This window comes from Pseudomonas sp. ASL9 (assembly GCF_056680335.1).
The window spans coordinates 2,386,534-2,403,328 of the sequence record NZ_CM155277.1; the positions used below are offsets into that span (position 1 = coordinate 2,386,534).

11 protein-coding genes are annotated in these 16,795 nt (G+C 57.8%); 8 read left to right on the top strand and 3 right to left on the bottom strand.

What is annotated here, in order from left to right; genetic code table 11:
* The first annotated feature begins 235 nt into the window (after positions 1-235).
* From aceE to msrA, 5 genes are all read left to right on the top strand, one after another.
* The gene (gene aceE, locus AC1ME2_RS10995; protein WP_480441076.1) at positions 236-2,881 is read left to right on the top strand and encodes a pyruvate dehydrogenase (acetyl-transferring), homodimeric type; all 2,646 of its coding nucleotides are present in this window, start codon (positions 236-238) and stop codon (positions 2,879-2,881) included.
* A gap of 154 nt (positions 2,882-3,035) precedes the next feature.
* Entirely contained in the window at positions 3,036-4,670 is a 1,635-nt protein-coding gene (gene aceF / locus AC1ME2_RS11000; RefSeq protein WP_480441078.1) for a dihydrolipoyllysine-residue acetyltransferase, read from the top strand.
* 241 nt (positions 4,671-4,911) lie between these two features.
* A complete protein-coding gene (locus AC1ME2_RS11005; protein ID WP_480441079.1) occupies positions 4,912-6,348 on the top strand; it encodes an alkaline phosphatase D family protein in 1,437 nt (478 codons plus the stop codon).
* Positions 6,349-6,620: 272 nt separating this feature from the next.
* A complete protein-coding gene (locus AC1ME2_RS11010) occupies positions 6,621-9,314 on the top strand; it encodes a putative bifunctional diguanylate cyclase/phosphodiesterase (RefSeq protein ID WP_480441081.1) in 2,694 nt (897 codons plus the stop codon).
* Positions 9,315-9,466: 152 nt separating this feature from the next.
* Positions 9,467-10,114: a peptide-methionine (S)-S-oxide reductase MsrA gene (gene msrA, locus AC1ME2_RS11015; RefSeq protein ID WP_480441083.1), complete on the top strand. Its 648-nt coding sequence runs from the start codon at positions 9,467-9,469 to the stop codon at positions 10,112-10,114.
* 92 nt (positions 10,115-10,206) lie between these two features.
* Here the strand turns inward: msrA and AC1ME2_RS11020 are convergent, their stop codons facing one another.
* Entirely contained in the window at positions 10,207-11,043 is an 837-nt protein-coding gene (locus AC1ME2_RS11020) for a 23S rRNA (adenine(2030)-N(6))-methyltransferase RlmJ (RefSeq protein WP_480441084.1), read from the bottom strand.
* 285 nt (positions 11,044-11,328) lie between these two features.
* Here AC1ME2_RS11020 and AC1ME2_RS11025 point away from each other — a divergent pair, with 285 nt between their 5' ends.
* A complete protein-coding gene (locus AC1ME2_RS11025) occupies positions 11,329-11,595 on the top strand; it encodes a hypothetical protein (RefSeq protein ID WP_480441085.1) in 267 nt (88 codons plus the stop codon).
* A 186-nt stretch (positions 11,596-11,781) separates the two neighbouring features.
* Complete coding sequence (locus tag AC1ME2_RS11030; RefSeq protein WP_480441087.1) at positions 11,782-12,240, top strand: REP-associated tyrosine transposase; 459 nt, start codon at positions 11,782-11,784, stop codon at positions 12,238-12,240.
* Positions 12,241-12,361: 121 nt separating this feature from the next.
* Here AC1ME2_RS11030 and gbdR read toward each other — a convergent pair whose 3' ends face one another.
* Positions 12,362-13,465 (bottom strand): choline metabolism transcriptional regulator GbdR, encoded by a 1,104-nt coding sequence (gene gbdR / locus AC1ME2_RS11035; protein ID WP_480441089.1) that lies wholly within the window; start codon positions 13,463-13,465, stop codon positions 12,362-12,364.
* Between the two features lie 481 nt (positions 13,466-13,946).
* Positions 13,947-15,323, bottom strand: a complete 1,377-nt coding sequence (locus AC1ME2_RS11040) for an L-serine ammonia-lyase (protein WP_480441091.1) — start codon at positions 15,321-15,323, stop codon at positions 13,947-13,949.
* A 486-nt stretch (positions 15,324-15,809) separates the two neighbouring features.
* Here AC1ME2_RS11040 and AC1ME2_RS11045 point away from each other — a divergent pair, with 486 nt between their 5' ends.
* Positions 15,810-16,757, top strand: a complete 948-nt coding sequence (locus AC1ME2_RS11045; RefSeq protein ID WP_480441093.1) for a choline ABC transporter substrate-binding protein — start codon at positions 15,810-15,812, stop codon at positions 16,755-16,757.
* The last annotated feature ends 38 nt before the right edge of the window (positions 16,758-16,795 follow it).

Here is a 16,795-nt window from a genome sequence, read left to right on the forward strand (position 1 = left end):
GTCACACCTACATTAACGATTTATCTCACAACACAACAGGAGCCAAAAAGTCGCTCTTCTGTAGTTTTACTACTGAGACCACTACTCGAAAGGCTGAAATGGCCGACGATTTGTAGTAAAACTACACGGCGCCGGTACAACCTCCGGTAATCCAAGAATTTATGCCGTCTGCCCACAAGGCCAGTCGCAAACTCAGGCAACCGATTCTGGAAGCCTTTCCGCCCTGGAGCAAGCCATGCAAGACCTCGATCCCGTCGAAACCCAGGAATGGCTGGACGCCCTGGAATCGGTTCTCGACAAAGAAGGCGAAGACCGTGCTCACTATTTGATGACCCGTATGGGCGAGCTGGCCACCAGAAGTGGCTCACAGCTGCCTTACGCCATCACCACGCCCTACCGCAACACGATCCCTGTCACCCACGAAGCACGCATGCCTGGCGACCTGTTCATGGAACGCCGCATTCGCTCGTTGGTGCGCTGGAACGCGTTGGCCATGGTTGTCAAAACCAATCTGTATGATTCTGACCTGGGCGGTCATATCTCCAGCTTCGCCTCCAGTGCGACGCTGTATGACATTGGTTTCAACTACTTCTTCCAGGCCCCGACCGACGAACATGGCGGCGACCTGATCTACTTCCAAGGTCACGCATCACCGGGCGTCTACGCTCGTGCGTTCATGGAAGGCCGCATCACCGAAGACCAAATGAACAACTTCCGTCAGGAAGTCGACGGCAAAGGCCTGTCGTCTTATCCACACCCGTGGCTGATGAAAGATTTCTGGCAGTTCCCGACGGTGTCCATGGGCCTTGGCCCGATCCAGGCGATCTACCAGGCACGCTTCATGAAGTACCTGGAGCACCGCGGCTACATCCCTGAAGGCAAGCAGAAAGTCTGGTGCTTCCTCGGCGATGGCGAAACCGACGAGCCTGAATCCCTGGGTGCAATTTCCCTGGCCGGTCGTGAAAACCTCGACAACCTGATCTTCGTCGTCAACTGCAACCTGCAACGTCTCGACGGTCCGGTTCGCGGCAACGGCAAGATTATCCAGGAACTCGAAGGCGTGTTCCGCGGCGCACAATGGAACGTGACCAAAGTGGTCTGGGGCCGTTTCTGGGACCCACTGCTGGCCAAAGACGTCGACGGTATCCTGCAACGCCGGATGGACGAAGTAGTCGACGGTGAGTACCAGAACTACAAAGCCAAAGACGGCGCATTCGTGCGCGAGAACTTCTTCAACTCGCCTGAACTCAAGGCGATGGTTGCAGACCTGTCCGACGACGAGATCTGGAAGCTCAACCGTGGCGGCCACGACCCGTACAAGATGTATGCGGCGTACCACCAGGCAGTCAACCACAAGGGTCAACCGACCGTGATCCTTGCCAAGACCATCAAGGGTTATGGCACCGGTGCTGGTGAAGCGAAGAACACCGCGCACAACACCAAGAAAGTCGATGTCGACAGCCTGAAAAGCTTCCGTGACCGTTTCGACATTCCGGTCAAGGATGATCAGCTCGACAGCCTGCCGTTCTTCAAACCCGAAGAAGGCAGCGCTGAAGCCCGTTACCTGAGCGAGCGTCGTGCCGCATTGGGCGGTTTCGTGCCTCAGCGTCGCGCCAAGAGCTTCACGCTACCGACCCCGCCACTGGAAACCCTCAAGGCTATCCTCGACGGTTCCGGCGATCGCGAAATTTCCACCACCATGGCCTTCGTGCGGATTCTGTCGCAACTGGTCAAGGACAAAGAGATCGGCCAGCGCATCGTGCCGATCATCCCCGACGAAGCCCGTACCTTCGGTATGGAAGGCATGTTCCGCCAGTTGGGCATCTACTCGGCCGTCGGCCAGCTCTACGAGCCAGTCGATAAAGAACAGGTCATGTTCTACCGCGAAGATAAGAAAGGGCAGATTCTCGAAGAAGGCATCAACGAAGCAGGCGCCATGTCCTCCTTCATTGCTGCCGGTACGTCCTACAGCACCCACAACCAGCCGATGATTCCCTTCTACATCTTCTATTCGATGTTCGGGTTCCAACGTATCGGCGATCTGGCCTGGGCCGCTGGCGACAGCCGCACCCGTGGGTTCCTGGTCGGCGGCACAGCCGGTCGGACCACGCTCAATGGCGAAGGTCTGCAGCACGAAGATGGTCACAGCCACATCCTGGCCTCGACCATTCCGAACTGCCGCACGTTCGACCCGACCTACGGCTATGAATTGGCGGTGATTATCCGCGAAGGCATGCGCCTGATGTTTGAAGAGCAGCAGGATGTTTTCTACTACCTCACCGTGATGAACGAATCCTACGTGCAACCGGCCATGCCGGCTGGCGTTGAAGACGGCATCATCAAAGGTATGTACCTGCTCGAAGAAGACACCAAGGAAGCGGCGCACCACGTCCAGCTCATGGGTTCGGGCACGATCCTGCGTGAAGTGCGTGAAGCGGCGAAGATCCTGCGCGAGCAGTTCAACGTTGGCGCTGATGTCTGGAGCGTTACCAGCTTCAACGAACTGCGTCGCAACGGCTTGGCCGTAGAGCGCAGCAACCGTCTGCACCCAGGTCAAAAACCTGCACTGAGCTACGTGGAAGAATGCCTCACCGGTCGTAAAGGCCCTGTGATCGCTTCGACCGACTACATGAAACTGTTCGCTGACCAGATTCGTCAGTGGGTACCCACCAAGGAATACAAAGTCCTGGGCACTGACGGCTTCGGCCGCAGCGACAGCCGCAAGAAGCTGCGTCACTTCTTTGAAGTCGACCGTAACTTCGTGGTGCTGGCAGCTCTGGAAGCCTTGGCTGATCGCGGCGATATCGAACCTAAAGTAGTGGCTGAAGCCATTGCCAAGTTAGGCATCGACCCTGAAAAACTCAACCCACTGGACTGTTAAGAGTCTGCTTTCAGATCGCACAGAGCACTGACCCGATGCGCGAAACAGCAGAGGATGCGGAATTTACATCGGTAAATGAGCATTCGACGCTGTTTTCGCCTCAACTGGAATCAGAGCAGTCGAGAGTGAACAGGTTCTCCGAAGGAGAGACATTGTGAGTGAGCTAATTCGAGTACCCGACATCGGCAACGGTGAAGGTGAAGTTATTGAGTTGATGGTCAAGGTCGGCGATCGCATCGAAGCCGATCAGAGCATCCTGACGCTGGAGTCGGACAAGGCAAGCATGGAAATCCCTGCGCCTAAAGCCGGCGTCATCAAAAGCATGAAAGTAAAACTGGGCGACCGCCTGAAAGAAGGCGACGAGCTGTTCGAACTGGAAGTCGAAGGCGAAGCAGCGGCTAAGCCTGCACAAGCCGCTTCCGCTGCTGCCGCCCCTGCCGCTCCAGAGAAAGCAGCTGCCGCCACGCCTGCACCGGCCGCGGCTCCAACTGCCGCTGCCAGCGAAACGGTTCAGGACATCCATGTTCCGGACATCGGTTCGTCGGGCAAAGCCAAGATCATCGAATTGATGGTCAAGGTCGGAGACACCATCGTCGCTGATCAATCGCTGATCACGCTCGAATCCGACAAGGCCAGCATGGAAATTCCTTCACCCGCTGCCGGCGTGATCGAAAGCATCAGCGTCAAGCTGGACCAGGAAGTCGGAACTGGCGACCTGATCCTGAAATTGAAAGTTACTGGCGCAGCCCCAGCCCCAGCGGCAGCTCCGGCAGCCGCGCCTGCTGCTCCGGCCAAGGCTGACGCAGCACCTGCACCTGCACCGAAAGCTGAAGCGGCACCGGTTGCTGCACCTCAGGCTCCGGCGAAAGACGGCGCCAAGGTTCACGCTGGCCCGGCCGTCCGCCAGTTGGCTCGTGAGTTCGGCGTAGAGCTGACGGCAGTGGGTTCAACCGGCCCACACGGTCGCGTGCTCAAAGAAGACGTGCAGGTTTACGTCCAGGCCATGATGCAGAAGGCCAAGGAAGCACCGGCCGCTGGCGCTACCGGGGGTGCGGGTATTCCGCCGATCCCGGTGGTCGATTTCAGCCGCTATGGCGAAACCGAAGAAGTGCCGATGACTCGCCTGATGCAACTCGGCGCGTCGAGCCTGCACCGCAGTTGGCTGAACATTCCACACGTGACTCAGTTCGACCAGGCCGACATCACCGAACTGGAAGCTTTCCGCATCGCCCAAAAAGCGGTTGCAGAGAAGGCCGGCGTCAAGCTGACCGTCCTGCCACTGCTGCTCAAGGCGGCTGCGCATTTGCTCAAGGAACTGCCGGACTTCAACAGTTCGTTGGCGCCAAGCGGCAAAGCGATCATCCGCAAGAAATACGTGAACATCGGCTTTGCCGTGGACACCCCGGAAGGTCTGCTGGTCCCGGTCATCAAGAACGTCGATCAGAAGAGCCTGCTGCAATTGGCCGCCGAGGCTGCCGTTCTGGCCGAAAAAGCGCGCTCCAAAAAGCTCTCCGCCGATGACATGCAAGGCGCCTGCTTCACGATCTCCAGCCTCGGCCACATTGGCGGCACCGGTTTTACGCCGATCGTCAACGCACCGGAAGTGGCGATCCTTGGCGTGTCCAAGGCCACCATCCAACCGGTCTGGGACGGTAAAGCCTTCCAGCCGAAACTGATGCTGCCACTGTCGCTGTCCTACGATCACCGCGTGATCAACGGTGCTGCGGCTGCGCGCTTCACCAAGCGTTTGAGCGAACTGCTGGGGGATATCCGCACGATGCTCCTGTAAAAAGGCCGGCAGGCCCATTTTCGCGGACCTGCCGAGCACTGTTTTCCGAGCTGCCACGCTCGTACCTCAACCCCGCCAACTTGGCGGGGCTTTTTTTTGCCCGCCGAACCAGTTTTCCTACAGCACGCATCGTCAGCGGCCGCACACGCTGGTGCCGTTGATGAGGCGATTTTTTTCCTGTCCACTCTAAAATCAAAGAGGCTCTACACACCCACCCAATTTGATTTGAACGGATTCAATCATGGAAATACTCAAGCCCACTGTCGGCCCTATCGTTGGCCATACCACTTCGCAACAATGCCGAATATTCCTTCGCAGCAAAAAAAACGACTCACAACCCCCTCACTTCAGCGTTATACGTTACCGAGTCAGACTCAGCACTGACTGGTCTGAGCCTGTGTTCAACCAACTGATGCCCTACAACGACATGACAGCGGTCATGATCCTCGATGGCCTCGATGACAACACGGTCTATGACTATCAGGCAGGCTGGTTCAGCGCCGAAACAACCCTGGACAATGTCGCCTTGCAAAGCCGCGGCAAACTGAAGTGGCCCAACAGCACCTATGCCTTCAAGACCGCCACCCGCGACCCAAAAGCCGAGCGCAACTTCATCATCGGCTCGTGCCGTTATATCCATACCCTGAGGGGCAGCGGTGGCATGGGCCTGTGGCCGGACCTGGGCGACCAGATGTTCAAAGTGATGTTCGACAAAGTCACCCGGAAGAAAATGCCCATTGATGCGATGTTCATGGTGGGTGACCAAATCTATGCCGACGACCTCAACCTGATCAACCCGGCAGCGGCGCAGGAAGACTTCTTCAGCCGTTACCGGGTCGCGTTCAGCCAGGAAGGTATCGGCAAAATGATGAACAACGTCCCCACCTACATGATCCTCGACGACCATGAGATCGAGGATAACTGGCCCGCCAAGGCTACCCCTCAGGACATAGAGACGCTCTACCCAGCGGCCATCAAGGCATACAGCATCTATCAATGCAGCCACAGCCCCCTGTACAACACCACGAAGAGCGAAAACATTTCCGGCGCTGTCATCCCGAAGAAGTTTTGGTACACCGTCACCAACGGCGTATCCGACTGGTTTGTCATGGACGTCCGAACCGAGCGCAAATTGCACACCACGCCACCCGAAATGATTGGCGCGGTGCAAATGACCGCCCTGCTCGACGGGTTGAAAACCAGTCAGGCGCGGGTCAAGTTCGTGGTCACGCCGGTCATGTTTTACCCAGACCTCCAATCAGACCATGGCGACAGCTGGAAATCGTTCCCGGAACAACGCAACCAGATTCTCGACTACATTCGCTTCAACAAAATCCAAAACGTCGTATTCGTTTCCGGTGACGTTCATTGTTCGCTGGTCAGCAAACTGACCCATTCGGCCGAACCCGACTTTAGCGTGCACACCATCGTTTCTTCGCCGCTGTACAAAATCCCGTTTTTGGCAACGTATGCTTACGCCCATAAATCGGATTTCATACTTAATGGGCCGATAAGCATTGTGGACGACGGTGCTTACAACAGCCAATTCGTCAGCAACGTTCACAGCGAAGACAACTTTGCCTACGTGAGCGCGAATGAAAAAGACGTTCAGGTGCAGTTCTTTGGCAAAAACGGCCAAGCGCTGGAAAAACAACCGGTAGTCATTGCGTTGAACTGACAGACCCCATCTGTCCTCTTTGCAGGCCCGTCCGCACCCACAGGCCAAGCGCCCGAGTGTATGCGGGCGGGCTTGCCGACCAAGGCATCAGGTCTGACACACCGCTGAAATCCCGGGTAACGCTGCAGATCCATACGCCAGCCGATAGTTTTTATAGCACTAAGCCACCGGCTCACTTGTCAGCCTGCGCTGCATGATGCAACCTTGCCGCACGCGACGTAAAAGAGGGCCTCAGCCCGTGCGTGATCAGCATCCTGAAAGCGAGCTTCTTAATGAAAAGCCAACCCGATGCCGCCGGTCGAACCGCGGTCGAGGTAGTGACGCAATTACCGGTGCCCTCGCGGCTCGGTATGCTGCGTTTCGAACGGCTTAATGAAGCTAACTGGGCGTTGCTGTACCTGGATCCCAATTGCGAAAAGCAGCTTGGCCTGCCGGCGGTAGACCTTTGCGCCCTCGTTGGCTCGCCTTATGCCAGCCTGATGGAGCCCGAAGCGCGCTATCAGATGCATGACGACATCCAGCGGCAATTGACCGACAGCCCGTTCTATCTGATCCGCTATACGCTGCACACCACCAAAGGCGCGATCAGCCTGCTGGAAATGGGTGAGGGTTATAAGCAACATAACCGCCCCCTGCTGCGCGGTTACATCATTGTGGTCGAGGGCCTGTTCGGTGACCACGAGCAAGCCTCAGGCGCGGATCTGGAAACCCAGAACAGCCGCCTGCAAACAGCCCTTGAACTCAACCAGCGTGCCCAGCATGAGCAATTGCTGCATCTGGAACGTGTTCGCGCCCAGCAAAGCCTGATCCTGCGCCTGGCCCGCCATCGCTACAGCAGCCAAAACTCGGTGCAGGAAGCGGCCCAACTAATCACCCAGAGCGCTTGCGAAATCTATGACATCGCCAGCGCCAGCATCTGGAACCTCAATGACCAACGCCTGGAGCCGATTGCTGCGTTCAATCGTGACACCGGCGACGTCCTGCTGCCGCAACCTATCGATGCCAGCGTGTTCCCGAACTACCTGGACGCACTGCACACCGGTCGAGCCATTGATGCCAATGACGTCTCGCAGGACCCACGCACCCGCGAGCTGGCCGAAACCCTGAAGCCTCGGGACATCAACGCGATGCTCGACGCCAGTATCCGCATCGATGGCAACGTCGTCGGCGTGCTGTGCCTGGAGCAAACCGGCATCGCTCGCCCTTGGCAGGCCGATGAAATCACCTTTGCCGGCGAGTTGGCCGATCAGTTTGCGCAGGTCATCAACAATCACAACCGACGCACCGCCACCAGTGCCCTGCATTTGTTCCAGCGAGCCGTGGAACAAAGCGCCAATGCCTTCTTGCTGGTCAATTGCGACGGGGTGGTTGAATACGTCAACCCGAGCTTCACCGCGATCACCCAATACACCACCGAAGAGGTTCACGGTCGTCGGCTGTCAGAGCTCACAGCGCTGGAAAACCTCAACGAATTGCTACTCGACGCCAACTCCAGCCTCGCCAAAAGCAACAGCTGGCAAGGCGAGTTCAAGAGTCGCCGCAAAAACCTGGAACCCTACTGGGGTCAGCTTTCGATCTCCAAGGTGTATGGCGATAATCGCGAGTTGACCCATTACATCGGCATTTACGAAGACATCACCCAAACCAAGCTCGCACAACAGCGCATCGAACGCCTGGCCTATACCGATAACCTCACCAGCCTGGGCAACCGTCCGGCGTTCATCCGCAACCTCGATGAACGCTTCGCCCGTGACAGCGACACGCCGATCAGCCTGTTGCTGGTGGACATCGACAACTTCAAGCGTATCAATGACAGCCTTGGCCACCAAACAGGCGACAAGCTGCTGATCAGCCTTGCCCGGCGCCTGCGCAACAGCCTGAGCCCCAGCGGCAGCCTGGCGCGGTTTGCCAGCAACGAGTTCGCGGTGCTGTTGGATGACACCGATCTAGAAGCAGGCCAGCGCATTGCTGTTCAGGTGTTGAAGACCCTGGACAAGCCGATGTTCGTCGACAACCAGTTGATCAGCGTCACCGGCTCCGTGGGCCTGGCCTGCGCGCCATTGCACGGCCGCGACCCACAAACCCTGATGAAGAACGCCGGCCTGGCGCTGCACAAGGCCAAAGCCAATGGCAAAGATCAGGTGCAGGTGTTCACCGAAGCACTCAACGCCGAGGCCAGCTACAAGCTATTCGTCGAGAACAACCTGCGACGTGCCCTGACCCAGAACGAGCTGGAAGTGTTTTATCAACCCAAGCTGTGTCTGCGCACTGGCCGACTGCTGGGGACGGAGGCGCTGCTGCGCTGGAATCACCCGGAAAAAGGCATGATCCGCCCGGACCAATTCATTAGCGTCGCCGAAGAAACCGGCCTGATCATCCCCATCGGCAAATGGGTCGCGCGTGAAGCGTGCCGCATGAGCAAAAAACTGACCGCTGCCGGACTGGGCCGTTTACAGGTCGCGATCAACCTGTCGCCCAAACAGTTTTCCGATCCGGATCTGGTGTCTTCGATTGCCAACATCCTCAAGGAAGAACGTCTGGCAGCACCGTTGCTGGAACTTGAACTCACTGAAGGTTTACTGCTGGAAGCGACCGAGGACACCCGACAGCAACTCGATTTCCTGAAAAGTCTCGGGCTGACCCTGGCCATGGATGACTTCGGTACCGGCTATTCATCGCTCAGCTACCTGAAAAAGTTCCCGATCGACGTGATCAAGATCGACCGCAGCTTCGTCAGTGACATCCCGGACAACCAGGACGATATGGAAATCACCTCGGCGGTGATCGCCATGGCCCACAACCTCAAACTCAAGGTCGTGGCCGAAGGTATCGAAACCGCCGAACAGCTAGCGTTCCTGCGTCGACATCGCTGCGACGTCGGTCAAGGTTACCTCTTCGATCGGCCGATTCCTGGCCAGGACTTGATCGATAAGCTCCAACGTTACCCTCGCGGTCCTCTGGCCTGATATCGCCGCGCGTCTCCCCTGCTGCCTCGCCTCTTCCCTCGACCCTGAACAGTCGGGCAAACTGTTGGCCTATCGTCACTCACCGCTATTAATCAGAAGCCCTCACTGACAACGCCTACCCGTTGTCTCCCTCTATTCAGAGAATATGGCTCATGGTTTTGCGCTCGGAGATACTTGTGAACAAAAACGAACTCCCTACCGCCTCGCAAGCACTGCCAGGCCGTGAAACACACATGACCGTGCCAGAAAAGCATTTCGTCAACGGCAACCCATTGCTCGGCCCGTTTCCTGGCACCGTGGATTTTGCAATTTTTGGTCTGGGCTGTTTCTGGGGTGCTGAACGGCGTCTATGGCAGCAACCGGGCGTGCACAGCACCGCAGTCGGTTACGCTGGCGGCATGACGCCCAACCCGACGTACGAAGAAGTCTGCTCCGGCCTGACCGGCCACAGCGAAGTGGTACTGGTGGTCTACGACACCGAACACACCACCTACGACGCGCTGTTGAAAGTGTTCTGGGAAGCGCACAACCCGACTCAGGGTATGCGTCAGGGCAACGACATCGGCACGCAGTATCGCTCGGTCATCTACTGCACCACCGAAGCACAACTCAAAGCGGCCCAAGCCAGCAAGGACGTGTTCCAGGCTGAGTTGGACAAAGCCAGGCTGGGCAAGATCACCACTGAAATCGAAGAAGCGCCGACGTTCTACTACGCCGAGGCGTACCACCAGCAATACCTGGCGAAGAACCCGCAGGGTTATTGCGGGCTGGGCGGGACTGGGGTTTGTTTACCCGCTTGAGGATTTGCACCCACAAGCCAGCATAAATCCCGTGGGAGCGAATTTATTCGCGAAGGGGCCAGATCAATCACCGACGATTGATCTGCCTCCCATTACTCCGCTATCAACCAATCCATGCGCCAATCACCTTGGGTTTGCCCCAATGTCTTGGCCAGCCATGGCATCAGCTCGCGCAGTTCTTCTTCCAGACCCCAAGGCGGGTTGGCGATGGCCAGGCCAGAGCCATTCAAGCTCTGCGGAGTGTCCAGCGGGTGCACGAACAGCTCCACCCGCAGCAACTTCGGCGCACCGGTCTCGGCCAGGTCTTGATAGAAGCGTTTCAACAGACGCTGGTCCTTGATCGGGTACCAGATCGCGGTCACGGTCTGACGCATGCGGCTGATGGCTTCTTTCAGCGCCACAGCACAGCGTTTCATTTCGTCGAGCTGTTCGAACGGCGGATCGATCAGCAACAGTCCCCGCTTCTCTGCCACTGGCAGCAGCGCACGCGGCACATGCCAGCCTTCGCCCAAGTGCACGGCTACTCGGCGATCGCCCCTCATGTTCTCTTTGAGCAAGCGCCCATCTTCAGGGTGTTTCTCATTGAGCAGAATGCGCTCGCGCTGGCGGGTCAGGCGACGCGCAATTTCTGGCGAACCAGGATAATAGCGCAGCTCGCCATCGGGGTTCATGTCGTGCAGTACTTGCAGGTAATCGGCCGTCAGCGCAGGCAAATCCGGCGCGTCCCAAAGACGACCGATACCCTCCAGCCATTCGCCCGTGCGGGTGGCCTGATCGCCTTTGAGGTCATACAGACCAATCCCGGCGTGGCTGTCGATATAGGCGAACGGCTGCTCCTTGCGCGCCATCAGGGCGATCAAGCGAGTCAGAATCAGGTGTTTGAACACGTCGGCATGGTTGCCAGCGTGGAAGGCGTGACGGTAATTCATGGCAACTCCTGGGTGGCAGCGAAGTTTACATGAGTTTTCGACAGACAAAAAAAAGCCCCGGTTAAGCCGTTACAAAACCGGGGCTGAGGTACTGCGCGATGCAGAGGGTGACCAAACCATGCGTCGCGCATTATCGAGTGACGCAAGTGTGCCTGCTGAGCTGAAGGGCGAGTTAGCCGAAAACGACCTGTTCATAGGTATACCGGACATTGCCGATCTGAGGCCTTGCCGACATTCGAGAGCGACACCAGAATCGACTCACATCCAATAACAGGAGCGGACGTGATGATGCATGCGGATTTGATTGACCAGGAGGACCTGATCGGCCACCTCCGGGCGCTGGGTTTCGAAATGCCAGCAGGCGCGACCGCCGAACAGGCCTGCACCCAAGCGGTCTGCGGCCTGACCGACGCCCGCGCCACGGCCCTGCGGCGCTTGATCGAACAACTACTGACAGGCAGCGCAACCATCCTGCCGGCGGTGCGCCAGGCGATTGATCAGCAATTATTGCCTGCGCTGGCGTTATACAAACAGAGCCGTGCACAGGGTTGAGCTACCGCCTATATCGTGAATAAATTCACTCCCACAACATGTGGCACCGATGCCCTCTGTGGGAGCCAATTCATTCGCGAAGAGGACCTGTCAGGTCCGACATATTTCGGCAAGCTTTAGGCCGACGCTTCGTCTTATACATGAGTAGATTCGAGCGCTGATATCCGCAATAGGGAGGGCAAAGGAATGCCCGATCACGCACGCTCCTGCCGTCTTCGCTCAGGTCGTTTTTCCAGGGTGGGGCACATTTATCTCGTAACTTCGATTGTGCAAAACCGCCGCCCTGTCTTCGATGATTGGCGTTTGGGGCGGTTAGTGGTCAATGAGTTCAGGTGTGCACAGCAGCAGGAACAAGCGCTGTCGCTGGCTTGGGTCGTCATGCCCGATCACTTCCATTGGTTACTGGAACTCAGGCACGGCTCTTTGGCTCAGCTCATAAAGCAGGTCAAGGCTCGCAGCGCCCTTGCTGTCAACAAAGCCACTCACAGCGGCGGAAGCCTTTGGCAACAGGGCTTTCACGACAAGGCGGTCCGTCGTGAGGACGACCTGCTTGGCCTGGCCCGCTACATCGTCGCCAACCCTTTGCGAGCCGGGTTGGTCAAGCGAGTAGGTGATTACCCGCTGTGGGATGCAATGTGGGTTTGAGGGGATTTACAAAATCACTGTGGGAGCGAATTCATTCGCGAAAGAGGCGTGTCTGACACACCGCCTTCGTGAATGAATTCACTCCCACAGGGTTGAGGGTTCCTACAATTTACCCTCTCAATCACAACCGCACACTCGCAAACGTCGATTCATTGCGCGCCTGGCTCAAGGCGGACAGCGGGCCGGACAGCGGTGCCAGTACCAGCGCTTGCGGGATTGGCATCATCGCTATTTGCTGAGCGGTGTTGGAGCCTACGCGTTCATCACGCGGCGGGATGCCAAAGTATTCGCGGTAGCACTTGGAGAAGTGCGGCGTGGACACGAAGCCACACACAGACGCCACTTCGATGATCGACATGGGCGTCTGCTTGAGCAGTTGCCGGGCACGGATCAAGCGCAGTTTGAGGTAATAGCGCGACGGTGAGCAGTGCAGGTATTTCTGGAACAGCCGCTCCAACTGACGCCGGGAAACGGTGACGTACACCGCCAGTTCGTCCAGATCGATGGGTTCTTCGAGGTTGGCCTCCATCAGCGCAACGATTTCCTGCAATTTCGGCTGATTGGTGCCGAGCATGTGCTTGAGCGGTACACGCTGGTGATCCTGCTCGTTGCGAATACGCTCGTAGACGAACATCTCGGAAATCGCCGCCGACAATTCGCGACCGTGATCGCGACTGATCAAGTGCAGCATCATGTCCAGCGGCGCGGTGCCGCCAGAGCTGGTAAAGCGGTTGCGGTCGAGGGTAAACAAGCGAGTGCTCATGGCGACGCGCGGGAAAGCTTCCTGCATAGAGGCCAGGCATTCCCAGTGCACGCTGCAATCAAAACCGTCGAGCAGACCGGCGCACGCCAATGCCCAACTGCCCGTGCAGACAGCGCCCAGACGACGCGATTGACGCGCCTGGCTTTGCAGCCAGCTGACGTGCTCGCGGGTCACGGTGCGCTGAATACCCACGCCGCCGCACACAATCACAGTGTCCAGAACAGGTGCTTTATGCATGGAAGCGTCGGGGGTGATCTGCAGACCATCACTGGCCCAGACTTGCCCACCGTCGACGGTCAGGGTGGTCCAGCGATACAACTCGCGACCCGACAGCTGGTTGGCCATTCGCAATGGCTCAACCGCCGAGGCGAGGGATATCAGTGTGAAATTGTCCAGCAGCAGAAAGCCGATGGATTGCGGCGCGCGGTTCTGGGGTTGGGCCCCGGAGTTGAACGAAGTCATCACGGTATCTCCTCACACAAAGCGGATAATGGCCTCAGACGAGGCTCTTGTTATTGCCCATGCGATTAGAGGGCTTAGTGATGACAACGCAATTGCCATGCCTAAAGTTGAATGGCCATTCAATAAAACCTGAAAACGACGTCGTGATGCGTCTATATAAGGACCGGTGACTAAAACGGTTATAAGCCGCAGACGCCTTATGCAGCGGGCTGATCCGGGAGATTGAGCACTTCGGTAGCACTTGTGTGAAGCCCGTGTCGAGCCAGACTAAAGGAGTGTCACTGCAGTGCACGAAGCGACCAACGGTAGGCGCTCAAAGCACCGCGCTCTAAAAGGTGGCGGTGCAAACGGACAGTGCCCACTGTAGGAGCAGGCCTACAACTACGCATCCGCTGCGATGGCAGTCTGCCTGACATACCCCGTCAAGCCAATCGCGGGCAAGCCCGCGCCTCCAAGATTTTGGCTCGCCGCAGAGGTTGTCTCAACACTCAATGGCACTGACAGCCAACCCGCCTCGCGAGGTTTCCTTGTACTTGTCGTGCATATCCGCGCCGGTATCACGCATGGTTCGGATCACTCGGTCCAGGGAGATGAAGTGCTGACCATCGCCCCGCAAGGCCATCTGCGCAGCATTGATTGCTTTGACTGCTGCGATGGCGTTGCGCTCGATGCACGGCACCTGTACCAGGCCGCCGACCGGATCGCAGGTCAGTCCCAGGTTATGTTCCAGACCGATTTCCGCCGCGTTGCACAATTGCTCCGGGGTCGCGCCGAGAATATCCGCCAGCCCGGCCGCCGCCATGGCGCACGCCGAACCCACCTCGCCCTGGCAGCCGACCTCGGCACCCGAGATCGACGCGTTCTTCTTGCAGAGGATGCCCACCGCTGCCGCCGCCAGGAAATAGTCGACCACATTGGCCTCGCTGACTTCTTCGCTGAACTTGACGAAGTAATGCAGCACCGCCGGAATAATCCCCGCCGCGCCATTGGTAGGCGCCGTGACCATGCGCCCACCGGCCGCGTTTTCTTCGTTGACTGCCAGGGCGAACAGGTTGACCCACTCCATGGCACTGAGGGTCGAACCGATCACGTTGGGTTTGCCCAACTCCAGCAAGCTGCGATGTAAACGCGCAGCGCGACGGCGCACGTTCAAACCGCCGGGCAGAATGCCTTCGTGTTTAAGGCCCTCCTCTACACACGCTTGCATGGCGCGCCATAAACGCATCAGCCCGGTGCGGATTTCTTCCTCACTGCGCCAGACCTTTTCGTTGGCCATCATCAGCTCGGACACGCGTAAGCCATGCTGCTGGCACAGGCTAAGCAATTCGGCCGCGCTGGAAAAATCGTACGGCAACACCGTGCGGTCCATGTCCAGCACGCCACTGGCAGCCTGGGCCTCATCAACGACAAAACCGCCGCCGACCGAGTAATACGTATCGCGGTGCAACTCGCCACCCTCGCCTTCGGCAATCAGGGTCATGGCGTTCGGATGGAACGGCAGGTTTTCATCGATGAGCAGCATGTCGCGCTGCCACTGGAACGGGATGGGCAGGTAACTGTCCAATAGCAGCGTATCGGTTTCCTTCAGGGCGGCGATGCGCGGCCCGATCTGCGACGGGTCGATGACGTCCGGCCATTCGCCCATCAACCCCATGATCACAGCATTGTCGCTGCCATGACCGATACCGGTGGCCGAAAGCGAACCGTAAAGCCGTACTTCAACCCTGAGCACCCGAGCCAGTTGCTCGCGTTCACGCAGCCCCTGAACAAAAAGCGCCGCGGCGCGCATGGGCCCCACGGTGTGTGAACTGGAGGGACCGATACCGATCTTGAACAGGTCGAACACACTGATAGCCATTACCGCAAACCCTCTGTAGTCGAGACTCCCGACGCCAAAAGCGCCTGGTGACGGAGCTGCTACGCTGAATCTGCTGTCCGCCGAGATGGGCGCATCATCAGGCTTTTATCGCGACGTGCGGCGTCTGACACCGACGTACCCATACCCACTAACGTCGCCATTGACAGGGAGCATCCTGGCAGGACGGTTTGTGATCGATTTGGCCATCAAGATGCCGTACCGACACCTGAAAAGTACCTTTTCGCCGGCTAAAAAATCTGTAAGCGACGTTGCCGACACTGGATACGACCCTGTATGTACTGGATGCGACGCCCCCTGTAGGCGTTTGTTTTTCCCTGTTACATGATCAGTCACGACTCGATTGCCAGGCGCAGCGGTAGAGCTGTTGCGTGAAACGCCTCGCCATTCAGCTGAATACGCTACACAACACAAACAGCGTCAGTCTTTACAGGCTGATGACGAGAAGAAAACACCAGGAGTCCATCAATGAAAGGTTCCCAAACGTTGCTGTTGGCCGCTGTGATGAGTCTGCCGCTGCTGGCGCAAGCTGCAGAGCCAGCGCAATGCTCGACCGTTAACTTCTCCGATGTCGGCTGGACCGACATCACCGTGACCACCGCGGTGACCAGTGCCGTGCTTGAGTCGCTCGGGTACAAGGCCAAGACCACCATGATTTCCGTACCGGTGACCTACAAGTCTCTGGCCGACGGCAAGAACATGGACGTGTTCCTCGGCAACTGGATGCCGACTATGGAAAACGACATCAAGGCCTATCGTGACGCGGGCACGGTGGAAACCGTTCGCCCCAACCTGGAAAACGCCAAGTACACCCTGGCCGTTCCCCAGGCGCTGTACGACAAGGGCCTGCATGACTTCGCCGACATTGCCAAATTCAAGAAAGAGCTGGACGGCAAGATCTACGGCATCGAACCGGGTAACGACGGTAACCGCCTGATCCAGTCCATGATCGACAAGGATGCGTTCGGCCTGAAAGCTGCGGGTTTCAAAGTGGTCGAGTCCAGTGAAGCCGGCATGCTGTCCCAGGTGGATCGCGCCGAGCGTCGCAACACCGACGTGGTATTCCTCGGCTGGGAACCGCACCCGATGAACACCCGTTTCAAAATGAAATACCTGACAGGTGGCGACGACTACTTCGGTCCTAACTTCGGCCAGGCCACCATTTACACCAACACCCGCAAGGGCTACACCCAGGAGTGCAGCAACGTAGGCAAGTTGCTGAAAAACCTGACGTTCACCCTGAACATGGAAAGCGCGCTGATGGGCAACGTCCTGGACGACAAGATGAAGCCTGATGTAGCAGCCAAAGCCTGGCTGAAGAAAAACCCACAGATACTTGATACCTGGCTGGCTGGCGTGACCACCATTGACGGTAAACCAGGCCTGGAGGCCGCTAAAGCCAAACTGACCCAGTAACCCGAGTGCAGGCGGGTTCGCCCGCCTGCAGTTGTAAA